We start from the raw sequence: 18,651 nt of genomic DNA on the forward strand, positions 1-18,651 counted from the left end.
GTGGCGAAACGTTCTTCGGCGAATCATGGGGGCCGCCCGTGACAACCTGGACCAACTGGGCAGGCACGGCCGTGGCACAGCCGCGCCGTGTGCACCGGCCACGGAGCAGAGCCGAGATCGCCGAGATCGTGACACATGCGGCTGCCGAAGGGAACCGGGTGCGCGCGCTCGGCAGCGGGCACTCCTTCACCGACATCGCCGTGACCGACTCCGACGCGATCGACCTCAGCGGGTGGACCGGCATCGTCTCGGCCGATATGGAGTCCGGGCTGGTCACCGTGCGCTCGGGTACGACGCTGCGGGACCTCAACGCCGCCCTCGACGTGCTGGGGCTGGCCATGACGAACCTCGGCGACATCGACGCGCAGACCATCGCGGGTGCGATCTCGACCGGCACCCACGGCACCGGTGCCCGGTTCGGTGGGCTGGCCACGCAGGTGGCGGCGCTGGAGATCGTGCTGGCCGACGGATCGGTCGTGACCTGCTCCGCGCGGGAACGGCATGAGCTGTTCAATGCCGCGCGCGTCGGCCTCGGCGCGCTTGGCGTGCTGAGCACGGTGACCCTGCAGTGCGAACCCGCGTTCGTTCTTGCCGCGCGGGAGGGTCCCGAACCGCTCGACGACGTGCTGGCCAGGTTCGACGAACTCGCCGACGGCAACGACCACTTCGAGTTCTACTGGTTCCCCTACGGCCGCAACGCGCTCGTCAAGCGCAACAACCGGCAGCCACCTGCAACCGCGGCACAGCCACTGTCGAAGGCGCGGCGGTTCCTGGACTACACGATCATGGAGAACGCGGCTTTCGGGATGCTGTGCCGCATCGGGCGCGCGGCGCCCCGGCTCGTTCCCGCACTGGGCAAGCTGTCATCGGCAGCACTGTCGGCGCGGGAGTACAACGACACCTCACACCGCGTGTTCGTCACCCCGCGAGCAGTGCGATTCGTCGAGTCGGAGTTCGCGGTTCCACGTGAATCGGTGCACATGGTGCTAAACGAGCTGCGCGCGCTGGTGCCCCGGCTGCGCGATCCGGTGGCCTTCCCGGTGGAAGTGCGCGTGGCGGCCGCCGATGACATCTGGCTGTCCACCGCGTACGGCCGCGACTCCGCCTACCTCGCGATCCACCAGTACGTCGGCATGCCCTATCGCGAGTACTTCACGGCGTTCGCCGACATCGTCGGCGCGGTCGGCGGCCGGCCGCACTGGGGGAAGCTGCATGACCTGGACGCGGCAGCGCTACGCGAGCTGTACCCACGATTCGACGATTTTCTCCGCGTGCGCAAGGAAGTCGACCCCACCGGCGTGTTCACGAACCGCTACCTGGATCGCGTGCTGGGTCCCGTCAGCTGACGGCTTCGCTGATCGGGGTGTCCCCGGAGGTCAGCTCCAGCACCCTGCCCACCGCGACGTCGTCGGCGAGCAGTTCGACGAGAACGGCGGCGACGTCATCACGCGGCACCTGGGCCCTGGGAACGGACTCGGCGAGGTGGACCAGACCGGTGCCAGGGTCGTCGGTGAGCCGGCCGGGGCGCAGGATCGTCCAGTCGAGGTCGCGCGCACGCAAGTCTTGTTCGGCAGCGGTTTTGGCGTGCAGGTACGCCGCGAACACCTCGCCAACGGCGTTCGGGTCGACGGGGCTCGTCGTGCCCATGGAGCTGACCTGAACAAAACGCCGGACGCCTGCCTGCTCGGCCGCCTGTGCGAACAGCACGGCTGCGGCGCGGTCGACGGTGTCCTTGCGGGCGACACCACTGCCCGGACCCGCACCCGCCGCGAATACCGCGGCATCTGCACCGGCGAGCACCTGAGCGACCTCGTCGACGGAGGCGTTCTCGAGGTCGAGCACAGCCGGCTCAGCGCTCACATCGCGCAGATCGGCGGCCTGGTCGGCATTACGGATGATCCCGACCGCGGTGTCCCCTTGTGCCGCGAGCAGCTTCTCCAGCCGCAGCGCGATCTTCCCGTGCCCACCGGCGATGACGACTCGCATGCCTTCGAGCCTAGCGAGATCATTCGGCCCTGGCAGGGACCTCCACCGCGAGCAGCTGCTCGTACACGGCCTCGTTGACCCAGCGCGACACCGCGTCCTCCCCGAGCGTGATCCGCTCGCTGCGACCCGACACGTCGAGGTCCACGATCGCGTTCTCGTCGGCGGTGACCACGGCGAGGCCGTAGGCACGGGTGCGGGGCAGGCAGTTGTCCACGTAGTCGTGGCTCAGTGTGGCTGCACGCGGCAGCACCATCGCGGCGTCGCCGTAGCGGGCGAACGGCACTGTCGCGGCCAGCCCGGTCCGCCAGTGGCGCGCGACGGCGAGCACACCGACGATCTCAGCAGCGGCGGGCGGCGCGGAGGCCGCGAGCTCCGGCCACGTCCAGGTCGCCACACTCGCCCGGTCGGTCACCGGACCGATGCCCAGCGCAATGCGCTCGGCATGCGCCTCGGCACGCAGCCGGGCGACGACGTAGACGCGCCTGCCGAACAACGTCAGCTGTGGCAGGAGCACGCCGTCCCAGCCGAGCTGAGCGGCTGCCTCGGCAGCCAGCTGGTCGGCGCCCGCCGGCAGCTCGACAGGCGGGAGGATGCGACTCGAGGTCGACCGGCTTCCGTTCGCACCGCTCGTCACCGCGGTCTGCCCAGGTGTTGCCGCCACGAAGTCCGCCTCCCTTGCCGTTACTACTGCCGCTACTCGGTTCGTGCGTTCGACGCCACTCGAAATGGCGCCGGGCATTAGCTAACAACCGAAAAGCGGCGCAGTCTGCGGTAAAGCGCGTACCTGCGATCGACGGCGCCCAACGGTCGGTGATCGGTCGGTGGGCGGTCGAAAGAGTTCGGCCCGGCAGTGCCGCCGGATGGGTGACATGCGGGCGAGCGGTGCTGCACAGAGTGGCACGTGCTCACCGCGTGGGCTGCGGACCGGGGGCCAGCGCGGCGGCCGCATCCTCCGTCATCAGCTCCGTGACCTGGGCATACGGCACCGTGAAGGTGCGGTATCCACAGGCCATTTCGTACCCGAACGCCGGCGTGAAGACGAGGAACTCCACCGCATCGGCGCTGTAACCGGTCTGCATCACTGGATAACCGCCCACCGTGTACGGCATCCGCAGCTCATCGGGTGTCAACGAGCTCGTCGGGTTCAGCACGGAGGCGGGACAGTACCCACCGGGCGGCTGGTCGACGATGCGCTCCTCCAGCTCGGCCGCTCCGGACGGTGCGGTCGCCGCGGCCGCGAAGACGTCCGCCGCATGCAGCGGCCTGCCGCTGCGGAGGTCGACCGACACCAGCCGCAGGTCGTACCCGCCGTGATTGCCGAACTGTGCCGAGCGGATGTCGAGCCGGTAGCGCACCGAGATCACCCGGTCGTCCTGCCGGGCGAGTACGACTTGGCCGAAACTTCCCTCGCCGAGCGGTTTCACCTCGGTGAATCCCGGCAGAGCCCACGTACGGACAGTCAACTGTGAGGTGATCTCTGCCGCAGCGGTTCCCCACCGGCGCGGGTTAGGGTCGGCAGGCAATGCCCGCCAGCGCTGGAGGACGCGATGCGCTCGCCGAAGGATTTCTTCGCCCCGCTCGCACTGGGTGCGCCGGAACCGGTCCGGCAGATCCCCGCACCGCCCTCGCGGATGATCCACTTCTTCGACCCGAGCAACGAGAAGATGGCCACGAAGGTCCCCGAGCTCGCGAAACGGGTCGACGTCCTGCTCGGCAACCTCGAGGACGCCGTCAAGGCCGACCGCAAGGAGGCCGCCCGCAACGGACTCGTGCGGATCGCCAAGGAAACCGACTTCGGCTCCACCCAGCTGTGGACCCGGATCAACAGCCTCGACTCGCCATGGGTTCTCGACGACCTGATCACGCTCGTGACCGAGATCGGCGACCGGCTGGACGTGATCATGGTGCCGAAAGTCGAGGGCGCACAAGACATCCACTACATCGATCGGCTGCTCGCTCAGCTCGAGGCCCGCGCGGGTCTGACGAGACCACTGCAGGTGCACGCGATCCTGGAAACGGCGAGTGGCGTTGCCAACGTCGAGGAGATCGCCGGTGCCGGTCCGCGCATGCAGGGCATCTCGCTCGGCCCGGCCGACCTCGCCGCCAGCCGCGGGATGAAGACCACCCGCGTCGGCGGTGGCCATCCCGGCTACCTCGTGCGCACCGATCCCGTTGGCGAGGACCTGCACAGCGGCCGCACGACTTACCAGCAGGACCTTGGGCACTACACGGTCGCGCGCATGGTCGACGCGTGCGTGCTGAACGGGATCCTGCCGTACTACGGACCATTCGGTGACATTCGCGACGTCGTCGCGTGCGAGGACCAGTTCCGCAACGCGTTCCTGCTCGGCTGTGTCGGTGCCTGGAGCCTGCACCCGGTGCAGATCGACATCGCGAAGAAGGTGTTCTCTCCTGCACCCGAGGACGTTGCCTGGGCGCGCAAGGTGATCGACGCGATGGGCGATGGCACCGGCGCGGTCATGATCGACGGCAAGATGCAGGACGACGCCTCGGTCAAGCAGTGCCGGGTGGTCACCGAGCTCGCCGCGCGCGACCCCGAGCTGGCCGAAGCCTACGACGCAGCCATGAAGGAGGCTCGCGCATGAAACCGCGCCGTTCCGTTCTCTACCTGCCCGGCGCGAACGAGCGCGCGCTGGAGAAGGCAAAGACCCTGCCTGCCGACGCGCTGATTCTCGATCTCGAGGACGCCGTCGCGCCGGACGCCAAGGACGCCGCGCGCGATCGCGTGTGCGCCGTGGCCGCTTCCCGTGACTACGGCACGCGCGAGGTGGCCATCCGGGTCAACGGGCTGGACACCGAGTGGCACGACGCCGACCTGCGTGCCGCTGCCCAGGCGGGACCGGCAGCCGTCGTCATCCCCAAGGTCAACTCCGCCCGCGACGTGCACAACATCGAGCGCGCACTCGAACTCAGCGGGGCGCCGGACCACACCGCGATCTGGGCGATGGTGGAGACGCCGGTCGCGATGCTGCATGCCGAGGAGATCGCGGCGGCAAGCGAGCGGCTGACCGTACTCGTCATGGGAACCAACGACCTCGCCAAGGAGTTGCACGCGGAGTTCGTGCCCGGCCGTGCCCCCCTGCTCGGCGGCCTTTCGTTGTGTCTGCTCGCGGCACGCGCCACAGGCAAGGTGATCCTCGACGGCGTCTACAACGACGTGCGTGATCTCGAGGGCTTCGAGGTGGAGTGCCTGCAGGGCAGGCGGTTCGGCTTCGACGGCAAGACACTGATCCACCCGAGCCAGATCGAGCCCTGCAACGCCGTTTTCGCGCCGTCGGACGAGGAGATCGCGCACGCTCGCCGTGTCATCGAGGCGTTCGACGAGGCCCGTGCGGCGGGCAAGGGCGTGGCCACAGTGGACGGCAGGATGATCGAGAACCTGCATGTCGACAACGCACAACGGGTGCTCGACCTCGCGGCGGCCGTTGGCAAGCTCGGCTGAAAAGCCTTTGCCGCGGCGGCGGCGGGCCGACTAACGTGCCGCCGCATGAGGCCGCGCAGTGGTGGCAGGCCGCGGCTCGGCGCCGACTTCGCGAAGCTGTGGACGGCCAACGCGTTCACCAACATCGCCGACGGTGTGGCACTGGCCGCGGCGCCGTTGCTGATCGCCTCGCTGACGGACGACCCGGTACTGGTGGCTGGCGCGGTCTTCGTGCAGCAGTTGCCGTGGCTGCTCTTCTCGCTCATCAGCGGGGCCTATGTGGACAGGCTCGACCGGCGGCGGCTGCTCGTAGTGGTCAACCTCCTGCGCGGCCTGGTGATCGGCGGGCTCGCGGTCGCGGTGTGGTCCGGCACGGCGACGATCGCCATGATCTACGTGGCGTTCTTCCTCGTCGGCACCGCCTCCGGCGCCATCCTTCCGGCCATTGTGGACGACGCTGCACTGCCGAGCGCCAACGCGCGGTTGTTCGCCTTGTACTTCGTGGCCAACCAGTTCGTGGCTCCGCCTTTGGGCGCGGCACTGTTCGCATTCGCGGCGGCGTTGCCGTTCGGTGTCAACGCGGTCGCGTTCGTACTGGCAGTGCCACTGCTCGGCGCGCTCGCGAGGATAACGCCGAGCAGTGTCGAGCGCCGTCCCTTGTGGACGGAAATCGGCGAGGGACTGCGCTGGCTGTGGGGGCATCAGGTGCTGCGAATGCTGGCACTGTCGATCTGCCTGATGAACATCACGATGCTCGCGTCGTTCGCGATACTGGTGCTCTACGCGCGCGAGCGGCTCGGGCTGGGCGAGGTGGGCTACGGGCTGTTGCTGACGGCCACGGCGGCAGGCGGGCTGCTCGGCACCACGATCGCGAGCAGGCTGCGGGCACGCTTCCCGGATTCGGTACTGCTCCGGGCCGGGCTGGTCGTCGAGACGCTGACTCACGCGTCCCTCGCCCTTGCCGATGCGCCGTGGCAGGCGATCGCGACGCTGGTGATGTTCGGTGTACACGGTTTGCTGTGGGGTGTGGTGTCGACAACCTGGCGGCAAAGGGTGGTACCCGATCGGCTGCGTGGCCGGGTCAACAGCGTGTACCTGCTGTTCAGCGTCGGTGGTGCCGCGCTGGGTAGCCTCATCAGCGGCCCGCTAGCCGCCGCATTCGGTGTCACGGCGCCGTTCTGGTGCTCGGCGGTGGTGATGACCGGCATGACCGTAACCGCATGGCGAACCTTAGGCCGCAGACTACTAACCCGCCCCACCAGGTAGCCCAAACGCCGCGAGTCCCCCACCCAGGCCGGCGAGTCCCCCACCCAGGCACGCGAGTTGCCCGCTCCAGCACGCGAGTTGCGCACTCAGGCCGCCGAAGTGCCCGCTCGGGTCACCGAGTTGCCCGTCCGCGCACGCGAGTTGCCCCTTCCGGTCGTGTGTAGAGGTCCAGATGAACACCGGCCTGCACTGGAGAACCCGATCGATCGTCACTCCGCGAGCGGGCAACTCGCCGACCGGAGCGAACAACTCGTACCCCGGAACGCGGGACTCTGCCGACCAGAGCGGGGAACTCGCGGGCAGGAGCGGGCAACTCGGGCGCACGGACGGGCAACTCGCCGACCGGACCGGGGGACTCGCGAACCGGAGCGGGGGACTCGCGCGGAATTCGGTCAGGCCGTAGGCGTTGGACCTGGTGTGAACGCACTGAGGTTGCCGGTCCGGTTGTCCGTTCTCGACCGGTCTAGTACGCGGATCGGTCAGGATCCGGCGGCGGCTGTGCGTGACACCGTCCGTTTCGCGCGGCAGGCGGAAGTGCTCGGCTACCACCGGTTCTGGGTGTCGGAGCACCACAGCGTGCCCGGGGTCGCCGGCTCCGCGCCGACCGTGCTGGCGGCCGCCATCGGGGCAGCCACCTCACGCATCCGCATCGGCACCGGCGGCGTGATGCTGCCGAACCACCAGCCGATCGTCGTGGCCGAACAGTTCGGCACCCTCGAAGCGCTCTACCCGGGACGGATCGACATGGGGCTCGGCCGGTCGGTTGGCTTCACAGGCAGGGTGCGCGATGCGCTCGGACACGGCAAGGACGACGCCGACCGGTTCGCTGATCAGGTACGGGAGCTGCTCGGCTACTTCACCGGTGACCAGCAAGCCCATCCCGGCGTACACGGCATCCCGACGGAAGGGCTGCGTGTACCCGCTTTCGTGCTCGCCACCGGCGCGGGTGCCGGGCTGGCAGCTGAGCTGGGCCTGGCGCTGGTGATCGCGCTGATCAACGGGCTGGGCGCGGTGGCGGAACGGATCGCGGCCTACCGCGCGCGGTTCCGCCCGTCGCCGCTGTGGCCGCGTCCGTATGTATTGGTATCCAGCGCGGTCGCCGTCGCCGACACCCGGGAACGGGCGCGGGAGCTGCTCCTGCCGGAGGCGTGGTCACTGGTGCATGCGCGCACGCGCGGGGTGTTCCCGCCACTGCACGCGCCTGCCGACCTGCCGGAGCCGACCGAACGCGAAGCCAAGTTACTGGCCGAGTCGCTACGCGGGCAGATCCACGGCACCGCCCCGGACGTGGCTGGTGAGCTTGCGGAACTCGTCGCCCGTACCGAAGCCGACGAGCTGCTCATCACCATGAGCACCTACGACCGCACCGACATGCTCGACTCGTACACGCGCCTGGCCGAGCTGGCCCATCCGCAGGGCGTTTGAAAGCCCCCAAGGCCACCTTGGTTGCAGGAATCGAACACTGCGGCGCGAAGCGTCTCCGTTTGGGTGGTGGTGGGAGACGGGTGGGCGCAACCAAGGTGGCCCTGGGGAACAACTACGAAGGGTCAGGAGTTGGCGCGGCGGCGCTGGAGCAGCAGTGCTCCGACACCGGCGGCGACGAGCACAGCGCCGATGATGATCGGCGTGGTGATCGAAACACCGGTCTCGGCCAGGTCACCGGAGTTAGCCTGCGGCGACACCGAGGTCTCGGTGGGCGTCGGCACGACCACCTCGGACGTGGGCGCGCTCGTCGGCGGCGCCTCGGTGGGCGTGCTGGTCGTCGGCGGCGCCGGGGTAGTCGTCTCCACCGGAGCGGCCTGCCAGCTCACACCCGCACCCGTGGACAGGGTCGTCTTCTCCGACTGCGCGACGATCAGCGACTGCGCGGGCTTGGCGTCGTAGCCCTTGGTGACGAACAGCCGTCCGGTGTCGACGTGCCCGCTGCCGGTCAGCTCGAAGCGGCCTTCGCCGGCTTCCGCATCGGCCGGCACGTCGACGTAGAGCTCGGTGCCGTTGGTGATGTCCTCGACGGCGAGCTCGGTGCCGTCGGCGTCGGTCAACGTCACGCCCTCGGGCAGCTCGCTCGTCAACTCGGTGATGGCGCCGGTGGTCGCGACCGTGAACGGCCCCAGCCGCTCTCCCGCCTCGCCCGCGATGTCGTCCGGGCTGATGTCGAGCGTCGGCTTCGGCTGCTCGCCGATTCCCACGTTGTCGTCACCGGTCAGGTAGTCGTAGAGACCAAGGACATCGCCGGCGGACTCGGCTTGACCGGGCGCCGGGTTCTCCCGGTCGAGGTCCTTGCCGTCACTGAAGTGCCAGACAGCGGCCTGCGTCGCCGCGATCGCCTCGGCCTTGCCGAGTCCATTGTGGAGCTCCACGCCGGCTTCGGTCAGAGTGCCCTCGAGCGCGTCGGTGTCCGCGGACGGGTAGCCGTTCTGCAGCACCCAGTGGATCTGGTCGCGGTTGTCGTGGAACGGCGAGTCCGGATTCGGGAACTCGTCCCACGGCTTCTCGGAAAGGTCTCGCTTCGGATCGACGCGGACATCGATCTCGACGCAGTAGGCCCGCAACGAGTTTCCGCCGTCCAACTCGAGCCGGAACAGGTTCGTCTGCATCGACTCGTATCCCTCGCCGAGGTTGACACGCAGGCCGGCTGATGCGCCCTGCGAGTCGATACGAGCGACGACCTCGTCGGCTGTTGCCGGCAGCGCCGTCAACACCACGGCGGCGGACGCGCCGAGGAGGACAGCGCCCGCTCGAGCGAACGCGGTTCTACTGTGCATGAGACTCCTAACCCCACAGAAAAAGAGCAGTTCCCTAGTTCGGGTGAAGATCACACTTCTCAGTGAAAGCGGAGCATACACAGGGCAGAAAATTGGTGTGAACCGTACTCGTGCGAGTGGTTTAGGCCAGCAACCGAGTACGCGTTGTTACCGGCCGCTCAGTGCTTCGTCGAGATCCCGCCACAGATCCTCGGGATCTTCCAGGCCGACGCTGAGTCGCAGCAGTCCCGCCGCCACATGTGCGTCCCCTGCCCTGGCTGCCCTGCGCTCGACCGACGTCTCCACCCCGCCGAGGCTCGTGGCATGCCGGATCAGCCGCAGGCCGGAGCAGAACCGGTCGGCGGTGGCCGCGTCGGCCAGTTCGAGCGCGATCATGGCGCCCGCAGCCGGGTACCGCACACGGGTCACCGCGGGCTGCTTGGCCAGCCGCTCGGCGAGCAGTGCTGCCGTGCGGGATGCTTCGGCGTAGCGCACGGGCAACGTACGGAGCCCGCGCAGCGCGAGCCACGACTCCAGCGTCCCCGGAGTCGCACCCCCGCGGGTGCGTGCGTCCCGCAGTTGCTGTGCCAGGCCCGAATCAGCCGTGACCGTCAGCCCGAGTAGCAGGTCACTGTGCCCGCCGATGAGCTTCGTCGCGCTGTGCACCACTATGTCGGCGCCCTGCGACAGCGGCTGCTGGCCGAGTGGTGTCGCGAACGTGTTGTCCACGACCACCCTCGGCTTACTCGGCTGAGCCGCGGCGGCCTGCGCGATCGCTGCGATGTCGATCAGCTCGAGACTCGGGTTGGTTGGCGATTCCAGCCACAGCAGGTCGACCTCAGCGGCGGCCGCGACCCAGGCGGCGGTGTCGGCCGGTGCGATCCGGCGGCTGCGCAGCCTGCCCATGCGCTCGGCGTGTTCGATCGCAGCGCGCGTGCCGGCGTAGCTGTCGGCGGGCACGGCGATCTCGGCTCCGGCCGGCAGCAGGTCGAGCACGGCGGAGAGTGTGGCGATGCCGGAGGCGAACGCGGTGGCCAGGCCACCTTCCAGTGCGCCGATCGCCTCCTCGAGGGCTGCCCAGGTCGGCGTACCGTCCTCCCGGGAATAGCCGAGTCCGAGTGTGCTTGCCGGCACCATGGGCACGTTCATCGGCTGCCCCGCGCCGGAAGGCCGACCGGCAACGATGGCACGGGTCCGCGCCGACCACTCAAGATTCACAACACCCTCCACATGAGCATGCCCCTAATCTGCAAACCAGCCCACAATGACGGGGGCCACGCTGCTGGTCAATCGAGAAGAGACAACGCCGGGTCAGGTGGAGCTGGCACCGTGGGGGGGTATGGGGGCTCGGCCCCCCAACATCATCGAAACCCGATGGAGGCGAAGTCGCAAAGCGACAAGCAGGATCGGGTCAATCGGGTGGGCGAGGAGGGAGTTGAACCCTCACGTCCTTTCGGACACACGGACCTGAACCGTGCGCGTCTGCCATTCCGCCACTCGCCCGAGTAACTGCGACAGCTCGCAAAGCGTAGCAGGGACCTCAGACGGGTTTCACCGGCCCCAGTGTTTAACGCGCCAAACCCGGATACGATCTATTCGGAGGTACACGTGGAAGGAGGAGGTTGTCCCGGTGGGCCGCGTTCAGCGCTTCGATCGGCGCCTTGAGAGCCTCGTGGGCAACACCTTCGCGCGGATGTTCGGTGGCAACGTCGTCACGCAGGAAGTGGCGCTGGATCTGGAGCGTGAGAGTGAGGACAACGTCCGTGAGCTCGCGGGCGGGCGCAAGCTTGCTCCGAACCACTACATCGTGTCCTTGGGTGCCACTGATCACGACCGGATGGCGGGGGACGAGCACCGGGTCACCCGACTGCTCGCCGACGCCGTCGCACAGCACCTCGCCGAGCACGGCTGGGACACCTATGGTGACGTCGTAGTCTCGCTAGAGCGCAACGACGCGCTGCATACTGGACAGTTTAAGACCCGCTCGACCGTCGATCCCGACGTCAAAGCACCAGGCGCCGGGGGTCAAGCACGGCCAGCACGAACCAGCGACGCAGGAGACCGACCAATGAGCCAGCCCGGCGGATACGGCCAATACGACCAGGGTGACCCGTACGGCCAGCAGGGCCAGTACGGCTACGGACAGCAGCAGCCCGGCGGCTATGACCAGGGCTACGGCCAGGGCCAGCCCGGTGGGTACGACCAGGGTTACGGCCAGCAGCAGCCCGGTGGGTATGACCAGGGCTACGGCCAGCAGCCTGGCGGGTACGACCAGGGTTACGGCCAAGGCCAGCCCGGCGGCTATGACCAGGGCTACGGCCAGGGCCAGCCCGGTGGGTACGACCAGGGTTACGGCCAGCAGCAGCCCGGTGGGTATGACCAGGGCTACGGCCAGCAGCCCGCCGGCTATGACCAGGGCTACGGCCAGCAGCCCGCCGGCTATGACCAGGGCTACGGGCAGCAGCCCCCGGCTCCCGGTTACGACCAGGGCTACGCCGCACCGCCGAGCCCGCCCGGTGGCTACCCCGCTCAGGCTCCGCAGGCGGACCCGTACGCCCAGCAGGGCTACGCACCGCCGGGGGCTCCCGGGGGCAACCGCCAGCTGAGCGCCAGCCTGCAGCTCGACGACGGCTCCAACCGTGCGTACGCCCTCAAGCAGGGCGGCAACGTCGTGGGCCGTGGCCAGGACGCCGACTTCCGGCTGCCGGACACCGGCGTATCCCGCCGGCACCTGGAGATCACCTGGGACGGGCAGAGCGCCACGCTTGCCGACATCGGCTCCACCAACGGCACGACGGTCAACGGCACCCCTGTGCAGACCTGGCAGCTCGCCGACGGCGACGTCATCAGGGTCGGTCATTCCTCGCTGGTGTTCCGTACGCAAGGCTGAGCCTGACTCTGGAGAGCCTGTTCGGCGACCTGGACTGAATCTGCACTGGCGAGCGCTCACGCGCGCCCGCCGAAGTCCGGTCGCGCGTTCAGGACGAGCACCGAGCGCGGCTTTTCGGCCATACCGCATGGCCCGCTGATGCGGGTCCCGCATAATGGCGGCCATGCGGGGACCCGTGACGCGCTCGTCACGGGGTGGGCACGAAAAGGCGGGAGCTGACACAACAGGTGCCAGAGCTGGTCGTTCAACTCACCAGAGCAGGGTTTCTTCTCCTGCTCTGGTTGTTCGTGTTCGCCGCGCTGCGTGTGGTGCGCTCGGATCTCTATGCGGCATCCGGGTTACGCGTCAACGTGCCGAGCTTCCGCAGGGGCAAGGAGCAGAAGAAGTCCCGCGGAGGCAAGATGCCGCGACAGCTCGTGGTGACGCACGGCGCGCTTGCCGGCGCGCGCATCGCGCTCGACGGCAAACCGATCCTGATCGGCCGTGCGGACGACTCCACGCTCGTGCTCGACGACGACTACGCCTCCACCCGCCATGCACGCATTTCCCTGCGCGGTGACGAGTGGTACGTGGAAGACCTGGGCTCGACGAACGGGACCTACCTCGACCGGGCTAAGGTCACTGCACCCCTCCGAGTCCCGCTCGGCGTCCCCATCCGGATAGGCAAGACGGTGATCGAGCTTCGCCCATGACTCTCGTTCTTCGCTACGCGGCCCGCAGTGACCGTGGCCTGGTTCGTTCGAGCAACCAGGACTCGGTGTACGCCGGCCCGCGCCTGCTCGCACTGGCTGACGGCATGGGCGGCCACGCCGCCGGCGAGGTGGCCAGCAAGGTCGTCATCGCCTCGTTGGCTCCACTCGACGACGACGAGCCAGGCGACGACCTGGTGTCGCAGCTGCGCGACGCGGTGTCCCAAGGCAACCAGGCCATTTCCGAGCTCGTCGCGAACGATCCTGACCTCGACGGCATGGGCACCACGCTCACAGCGGTGCTGTTCTCCGGCTCCCGGCTCGGGCTCGTGCACGTCGGTGACTCGCGTGCCTACCTGCTGCGCAACGGCCAGTTCTCGCAGATCACCCGTGACGACAGCTTCGTCAACGAGCTGCTCGAGCAGGGTCGGATCACCGAGGACGAGGCCGCGACGCATCCGCAGCGATCGCTGCTGTTGAAGGCGCTCACCGGCCATGAGGTCGAACCGAGTTTCACAGTGCGTGAGGCTCGGGCGGGTGACCGCTACCTGCTGTGCTCGGACGGGCTGTCCGGCATGGTCAGCAACGAGACGTTGCAGGAAGCCATGCATATCCCGGACCCGCAGGAATGCGCGGACCGGATGATCGAGCTGGCGCTCAAGGGCGGCGGCACCGACAACGTCACCGTGATCGTGGCTGACGTCGTCGACGTCGACTACGGCGACGACGCGCCCATCGTCGGCGGCGCCGCCGGAGACGGCAGCGACGAGGGACCCCAGGGCGACTCCCCGGCCGCGCGGGCGCGGGCGCTCACCGCGCCGCCGACCCCGCCTCCGCAGCGGCTCGAGCCGATGGAGCCGCCACCGGACCCAAAAGCGAAACGCCGTAAGCGGATCCGCCTGCTGATCGCCTTCGGCTTGGCCCTCGTTTTGCTGGCGGCCGCCGCGATCGCGACCCGCTACTTCGTCTTACGGCAGTACTACGTCGGCGTGGGCACCAACCAGGAAGTCGTGATCTTCCAGGGGGTCTCCGGCAGCGTGCTCGGCTTCGACCTGCATCGGCAGGCGGAGGGCTCCTGCCCGCCGGAGGCCAGCCTGTGCGAGCCGCTGCGCCTGCAGGACCTGCAGGAGGACGCGCGTGCTGCCGTGCGCAACGGCGTCAAGCGCGACGGGCTCACGCAGTCTCGCGAATACATCGACACGCTGCGCCGCAACAACATGCTCGAGATCTGCGACGAGGTGCAGCCGCAGGGCGGCGGTGTGGCCGGCGGCATCGGCCAGAGCGGCTCGGCGCAGATCCCGACCACGGCGCCGACGACTCCGGACCAGCGCAGGCAGGAGCCGGGGGTGGACTGCCGCCCGGCGCCCAGCCCAGGCGGTAACTGATGGCGCAGCCCGCAGGGACTCCCGGCGTCGTCGCTCCGCAGTACACGACCAACCCGCCACGCGAACTGCCGCGGCGGCGGGGAACCGAACTGCTGCTGCTCTCCTTCGCCGCGTTCATCGTCACGTCGGCCTTCGTGCTGGTGCAGGCGAACCAGGAACAGGAACTGTCCCTATCGGTCGTCTGGTACGGGCTGGCCTACCTGGCGATCTTCGGTGTGGCGCACCTCGCGGTGCGCCGCTGGGCGCCGTATGCCGATCCGCTGATCCTGCCGTGTGTCGCCCTGCTCAACGGGCTCGGCCTGGTGATGATCTACCGGATCGATCTCGCCCGCGAGCAGCGGGCGATCTCGCTGAGCCAGGAGATCACGGCGAACGCACCGCGCCAGGTGCTGTTCACGGTGTTCGCGCTGTTCCTGTTCCTCGCGGTGCTGACGATCGTGAAGGATCACCGCACACTGACCCGCTACGCCTACACGTTCGGCCTCATCGGCATCGTCGCGCTGGCTCTGCCGGCTGTGCTGCCGGCCTCGCTGTCGGAGGTCAACGGCGCCAAGGTGTGGCTGCGACTGCCCGGCTTCTCGATCCAGCCGGGTGAGTTCGCCAAGATCCTGCTGATGATCTTCTTCGCGTCCTTCCTGGTCGCGAAGCGGGACCTTTTCATGACGGCAGGCAAGCGGGTGCTGAACGTGGAGCTGCCGCGCGCACGGGACCTCGGCCCGATCATCATCGCCGCGGTCGTCTGTCTCGGCATCCTCGTCTTCGAGCGCGACCTCGGTACCGCGCTGCTGTTCTTCGGCATCGTGCTGGTGATGCTCTACGTCGCCACCGAGCGGGTCATCTGGGTGGTCGTCGGCCTGAGCATGTTCTTCGTCGGCGCGCTCATCGCCTACCAGCTCTTCACCCACGTGCAGCAACGCGTGGCGAACTGGATCGACCCGCTGGCCACCTACGACGATCCGGGCGGTGGGTACCAGATCGCCCAGGGTCTGTTCGGCCTCGGCACCGGCGGCATGTTCGGCACCGGGCTCGGCGCGGGCAGGCCGGAGACGGTGCCGGAAGCTAGCACCGACTTCATCAGCGCGGCACTCGGTGAGGAACTCGGCTTCGTCGGGCTCGGCGCGATCCTGATGATCTACCTGATCCTCGCGATGCGCGGTATGCGCAGCGCGCTGGCGGTGCGGGACACGTTCGGCAAGCTGCTCGGCGGCGGCCTGTCCTTCGCGATCATCATGCAGATCTTCGTGATCATCGGCGGCGTCACCAAGCTGATCCCGATGACCGGCGTCACCACGCCCTGGCTGTCCGCGGGTGGCTCGTCGCTGCTGTCCAACTACATCCTCATCGCCCTGCTGTTGCGCATCTCCGACACAGCTCGCCGCCCACAGCAGCCGCCGAAGCCCCGCCCGCAGGTGCAGGCGCCACTGGCCGAGGCCCACACGGTGATGGTGCAGCGACCGCGACCGGCTGCCGACGGAGGGAGCACGCCGTGAACACCCCGCTCCGCAAGGTCGGCATCGCCATGCTGGTCATGGTGACGCTCCTGCTGGCCAACGCCACCTACATCCAGGTCGTGCAGGCCGACGACTACCGCACCGACGGCCGTAACTCGCGTGTGCTGCTCGACGAGTACGCCAGGGAGCGCGGGAAGATCGTGTCCGAGGAGGCCGGCCAGGTGCTGGCCAGCGTCGATCCGACGAACGACACGCTGAAGTTCCAGCGCACCTACCTCAACGGCCCGATGTACGCCCCGGTCACCGGCTACTACTCGGTGCTCTACGGCGCGGGCGGGCTGGAGCGCACTGAGGACGAGTTCCTCAACGGTTCGGACCCGCGGTTGTTCGTGCGCAGGCTCTCCGACATGATCACCGGCCGCGACCCCCGCGGCGGCAACGTGCGACTGACCGTGCGACCGTCGGTGCAGGAAGCCGCCTACAACGCGATGGTCTCCAGGGGTTACACCGGCTCGGTCGTCGCGCTGGACCCGAAGACCGGCGACATCCTCGCGATGGTGTCCACGCCGTCCTACGACCCCGGCAAGCTCGCCTCGCACGACGCCGACAGCCAGCAGCAGGCGTGGAAGACCTACACCGACGATCCCGCCAACCCGATGCTGAACCGGGCCGTAAGGGAGACGTACCCGCCCGGGTCGACGTTCAAGATCGTCACCACGGCCGCGGCGCTGGAGAACGGCATGCGCGCCGACAGCCCGGTCACCAGCGATGCGAACGTCACGCTGCCCGGCACCAACACCACTCTGGAGAACTACGGCGGCGCCACCTGCCCCGGCACCACACTGGCCGACGCGCTGCGGTACTCCTGCAACACCGCGTTCGCCAAGATCGCCGGTGACCTCGGCAAGGACAAACTGGAGGCCACCGCCGCGAACTTCGGCATCGGGATGACCGACCTGGAGGTCCCGCTCGGTGTCGTGCCGTCCGGTCTCGGTGACCTGGCGAGCCAGCCCGCGCTGTACCAGAGCGGCATCGGCCAGCGCGATGTGCGGCTCACGCCGCTGCAGGACGCACTGCTGGCGTCCACCGTCGCCAACAGCGGCGTGGCGATGAAGCCGCAGCTGGTGAAGGCACTGCTCGCACCGGATCTGTCCACGATCGAGGAGTTCAGCCCATCGGAGCTCACCGGTGAGCCCGCGATGTCGGCGGAGAACGCCAAGGTGCTGACGGACATGATGATCGCCTCGGAGGACAACACCAAGGGCGGCGGCAAGGACCCCGCGCTGAAGATCGCCTCCAAAACGGGGACCGCTGAACACGGAACCGACCCGAAGAACACCCCGCCGCACGCCTGGTACACGGCCTTCGCGCCGTACGACAACCCGCAGATCGCCGTGGCCGTGATCGTCGAGTCCGGTGGTAACCACGGGCTGGCCGCCACCGGCGGCACCGTCGCGGCCGAGATCGCCAGGGCCACGATCGCCGCCGGTCTCGGGGGTGGCTAGCGCATGCTGTCGTCGGGGCAACTCATCGCGGAACGCTATCGCCTCGCCAGCCGCATTGCCGTCGGCGGCATGGGCGAGGTGTGGGAGGCAAGCGACACGCGGCTCGACCGCACAGTCGCGGTGAAGATCCTCAAGGCGGAGTTGTCCGGCGACGCCGAGTTCCTGCACCGGTTCCGCGCGGAGGCGAAGACGACCGCCTCGCTCAACCACCACAACATCGCCGCCGTCCACGACTACGGCGAGACGCAGACCAGCGAGTACTCGATCGCGTTCCTGGTGATGGAGCTGGTGGAGGGCGAGCCGCTGGCCGCCATCCTCGCGCGCGAGCGCCGGATCTCCGCCGAGCGCACACTCGACGTCCTCGAACAGGCAGGCAACGCGCTGCAGGCCGCGCACGAGCGCGGGCTGGTGCACCGCGACGTCAAGCCCGGCAACATCATGGTCACCCCGGCCGGCACGGTGAAGCTCACCGACTTCGGCATCGCCAAGGCCGCCGACTCGGCGCCGGTGACCCGCTCGGGCATGGTCATGGGCACCGCCCACTACATCGCGCCGGAGCAGGCGCTCGGCCACGACGCCGAACCCGCGAGCGATGTGTACTCGCTCGCCGTGTGCGGCTACGAATGTCTGGCCGGGCGCAGGCCGTTCCTGTCGGACAACGCGGTGACCGTCGCCATGATGCACATCAGGGACCTGGCTCCGCCGTTGCCGCCCGATGTGCCACCGGGCGCACGTGCGGTGATCGAAGCCACCCTGGTGAAGGATCCCCGGCAGCGGTACGCGACAGGCGGCGAGTTCGCGGCCGCGGTGGCGGCCGTGCGCGCAGGCCACCCGCTGCCGACCCCGTCGGGCCTGGTCAACACGGGATACCCGATGAACCCGATGACCCCGGTCGGGCCAGGGTCGCATCCGTCGATGCAGCCGGTCGCCGCACCGGGCAGCACGCCGGTTCCAATCGTGATGCCTCAGCAGCGGCGCAGGCCCGCCACGTTGTGGATACTGCTTTCGCTGGGGTTCGTGGTCCTCGCCGTTGTGATCACCCTGTTGCTGACGGTGCTGTTGCGGCAGGACGACGACCCGGTGCCCGGCCAGCCGGAGAGTGAAACGACCAACATACGAGACAACTGGTCCGACACCGGGGAGCGTTCCTTCGACGGGGACGGCGGACAAGGCATGATTGGCACGCTCCCGATGGAGAACCGCGGGTGAGAGTCACAGGCAGGCACGCAGTGCCGACACGAGCACCCCGTCTACCGCAATGCGCACGCGCGCTGGAGAAAGCACTGACGGAAT

At 68.7% G+C, this 18,651-nt stretch carries 16 protein-coding genes and 1 tRNA gene; 11 read left to right on the forward strand and 6 right to left on the reverse strand.

The window, feature by feature from the left end:
• Positions 1 to 38 precede the first annotated feature (38 nt).
• Complete coding sequence (locus tag ABZ863_RS02670) at positions 39 to 1,346, forward strand: D-arabinono-1,4-lactone oxidase (protein ID WP_358530156.1); 1,308 nt, start codon at positions 39 to 41, stop codon at positions 1,344 to 1,346.
• On the opposite strand, the gene ABZ863_RS02675 is transcribed toward ABZ863_RS02670, so the two are convergent.
• From ABZ863_RS02675 to ABZ863_RS02685, 3 genes are all read right to left on the reverse strand, one after another.
• Positions 1,339 to 1,986: an NAD(P)H-binding protein gene (locus tag ABZ863_RS02675; protein ID WP_358530159.1), complete on the reverse strand. Its 648-nt coding sequence runs from the start codon at positions 1,984 to 1,986 to the stop codon at positions 1,339 to 1,341. The two genes, ABZ863_RS02670 and ABZ863_RS02675, sit on opposite strands and share 8 nt — an antisense overlap.
• A 19-nt stretch (positions 1,987 to 2,005) precedes the next feature.
• A complete protein-coding gene (locus tag ABZ863_RS02680; protein ID WP_358530161.1) occupies positions 2,006 to 2,647 on the reverse strand; it encodes a hypothetical protein in 642 nt (213 codons plus the stop codon).
• Between the two features lie 244 nt (positions 2,648 to 2,891).
• Positions 2,892 to 3,449 carry a hypothetical protein gene (locus tag ABZ863_RS02685; RefSeq protein WP_358530164.1) on the reverse strand — a complete coding sequence of 186 codons (558 nt, stop codon included), beginning with the start codon at positions 3,447 to 3,449 and terminating at the stop codon, positions 2,892 to 2,894.
• 84 nt (positions 3,450 to 3,533) lie between these two features.
• On the opposite strand from ABZ863_RS02685, the gene ABZ863_RS02690 reads away from it, so the two are divergent.
• The 4 genes from ABZ863_RS02690 to ABZ863_RS02705 all read left to right on the forward strand — a co-directional run bounded on the left by ABZ863_RS02690 (position 3,534) and on the right by ABZ863_RS02705 (position 8,119).
• Positions 3,534 to 4,592: a CoA ester lyase gene (locus ABZ863_RS02690; RefSeq protein ID WP_358530167.1), complete on the forward strand. Its 1,059-nt coding sequence runs from the start codon at positions 3,534 to 3,536 to the stop codon at positions 4,590 to 4,592.
• Positions 4,589 to 5,449: a CoA ester lyase gene (locus ABZ863_RS02695; RefSeq protein WP_358530170.1), complete on the forward strand. Its 861-nt coding sequence runs from the start codon at positions 4,589 to 4,591 to the stop codon at positions 5,447 to 5,449. Before ABZ863_RS02690 ends, ABZ863_RS02695 begins: the two co-directional genes overlap by 4 nt.
• A 45-nt stretch (positions 5,450 to 5,494) precedes the next feature.
• On the forward strand, positions 5,495 to 6,694 hold the full coding sequence (locus ABZ863_RS02700; protein WP_358530173.1) for an MFS transporter: 1,200 nt from the start codon (positions 5,495 to 5,497) through the stop codon (positions 6,692 to 6,694).
• Between the two features lie 417 nt (positions 6,695 to 7,111).
• Complete coding sequence (locus ABZ863_RS02705) at positions 7,112 to 8,119, forward strand: MsnO8 family LLM class oxidoreductase (RefSeq protein ID WP_358530175.1); 1,008 nt, start codon at positions 7,112 to 7,114, stop codon at positions 8,117 to 8,119.
• A 122-nt stretch (positions 8,120 to 8,241) separates the two neighbouring features.
• On the opposite strand, the gene ABZ863_RS02710 is transcribed toward ABZ863_RS02705, so the two are convergent.
• The 3 genes from ABZ863_RS02710 to ABZ863_RS02720 all read right to left on the reverse strand — a co-directional run bounded on the left by ABZ863_RS02710 (position 8,242) and on the right by ABZ863_RS02720 (position 10,941).
• A complete protein-coding gene (locus ABZ863_RS02710) occupies positions 8,242 to 9,459 on the reverse strand; it encodes a thioester domain-containing protein (protein ID WP_358530178.1) in 1,218 nt (405 codons plus the stop codon).
• A 147-nt stretch (positions 9,460 to 9,606) separates the two neighbouring features.
• On the reverse strand, positions 9,607 to 10,656 hold the full coding sequence (locus tag ABZ863_RS02715; protein WP_358530180.1) for a PLP-dependent transferase: 1,050 nt from the start codon (positions 10,654 to 10,656) through the stop codon (positions 9,607 to 9,609).
• A 202-nt stretch (positions 10,657 to 10,858) separates the two neighbouring features.
• Positions 10,859 to 10,941 (reverse strand) — tRNA-Leu (locus ABZ863_RS02720).
• A gap of 127 nt (positions 10,942 to 11,068) precedes the next feature.
• Between ABZ863_RS02720 and ABZ863_RS02725 the strand changes: the two genes are divergently transcribed.
• The 6 genes from ABZ863_RS02725 to ABZ863_RS02750 all read left to right on the forward strand — a co-directional run bounded on the left by ABZ863_RS02725 (position 11,069) and on the right by ABZ863_RS02750 (position 18,567).
• Positions 11,069 to 12,328, forward strand: coding sequence for an FhaA domain-containing protein (locus ABZ863_RS02725; protein WP_358530182.1), 1,260 nt, complete (start codon positions 11,069 to 11,071; stop codon positions 12,326 to 12,328).
• Between the two features lie 227 nt (positions 12,329 to 12,555).
• Positions 12,556 to 13,020 (forward strand): FHA domain-containing protein, encoded by a 465-nt coding sequence (locus tag ABZ863_RS02730; protein ID WP_358530514.1) that lies wholly within the window; start codon positions 12,556 to 12,558, stop codon positions 13,018 to 13,020.
• Positions 13,017 to 14,402 (forward strand): PP2C family serine/threonine-protein phosphatase, encoded by a 1,386-nt coding sequence (locus tag ABZ863_RS02735; RefSeq protein ID WP_358530185.1) that lies wholly within the window; start codon positions 13,017 to 13,019, stop codon positions 14,400 to 14,402. Before ABZ863_RS02730 ends, ABZ863_RS02735 begins: the two co-directional genes overlap by 4 nt.
• A complete protein-coding gene (locus ABZ863_RS02740; protein ID WP_358530188.1) occupies positions 14,402 to 15,892 on the forward strand; it encodes an FtsW/RodA/SpoVE family cell cycle protein in 1,491 nt (496 codons plus the stop codon). The genes ABZ863_RS02735 and ABZ863_RS02740 overlap by 1 nt, the downstream gene beginning before the upstream one ends.
• Positions 15,889 to 17,358 carry a penicillin-binding protein 2 gene (locus tag ABZ863_RS02745; RefSeq protein ID WP_358530190.1) on the forward strand — a complete coding sequence of 490 codons (1,470 nt, stop codon included), beginning with the start codon at positions 15,889 to 15,891 and terminating at the stop codon, positions 17,356 to 17,358. The genes ABZ863_RS02740 and ABZ863_RS02745 overlap by 4 nt, the downstream gene beginning before the upstream one ends.
• A 3-nt stretch (positions 17,359 to 17,361) precedes the next feature.
• A complete protein-coding gene (locus ABZ863_RS02750; protein WP_358530193.1) occupies positions 17,362 to 18,567 on the forward strand; it encodes a serine/threonine-protein kinase in 1,206 nt (401 codons plus the stop codon).
• Positions 18,568 to 18,651 lie beyond the last annotated feature (84 nt).

This window comes from Saccharomonospora sp. NPDC046836 (assembly GCF_040645195.1).
Taxonomy (GTDB): Bacteria; Actinomycetota; Actinomycetes; order Mycobacteriales; family Pseudonocardiaceae; genus Prauserella_A.

What these genes read in the sequence shown, in the direction of transcription:
- ABZ863_RS02690 (WP_358530167.1), top strand. Translation starts at nt 3,534, where the DNA reads ATGCGCTCGCCGAAGGATTTCTTCGCCCCGCTCGCACTGGGTGCGCCG.
- ABZ863_RS02675 (WP_358530159.1), bottom strand. Translation starts at nt 1,986, where the DNA reads ATGCGAGTCGTCATCGCCGGTGGGCACGGGAAGATCGCGCTGCGGCTG.
- ABZ863_RS02740 (WP_358530188.1), top strand. Translation starts at nt 14,402, where the DNA reads ATGGCGCAGCCCGCAGGGACTCCCGGCGTCGTCGCTCCGCAGTACACG.
- ABZ863_RS02750 (WP_358530193.1), top strand. Translation starts at nt 17,362, where the DNA reads ATGCTGTCGTCGGGGCAACTCATCGCGGAACGCTATCGCCTCGCCAGC.
- ABZ863_RS02735 (WP_358530185.1), top strand. Translation starts at nt 13,017, where the DNA reads ATGACTCTCGTTCTTCGCTACGCGGCCCGCAGTGACCGTGGCCTGGTT.
- ABZ863_RS02700 (WP_358530173.1), top strand. Translation starts at nt 5,495, where the DNA reads ATGAGGCCGCGCAGTGGTGGCAGGCCGCGGCTCGGCGCCGACTTCGCG.
- ABZ863_RS02695 (WP_358530170.1), top strand. Translation starts at nt 4,589, where the DNA reads ATGAAACCGCGCCGTTCCGTTCTCTACCTGCCCGGCGCGAACGAGCGC.
- ABZ863_RS02710 (WP_358530178.1), bottom strand. Translation starts at nt 9,459, where the DNA reads ATGCACAGTAGAACCGCGTTCGCTCGAGCGGGCGCTGTCCTCCTCGGC.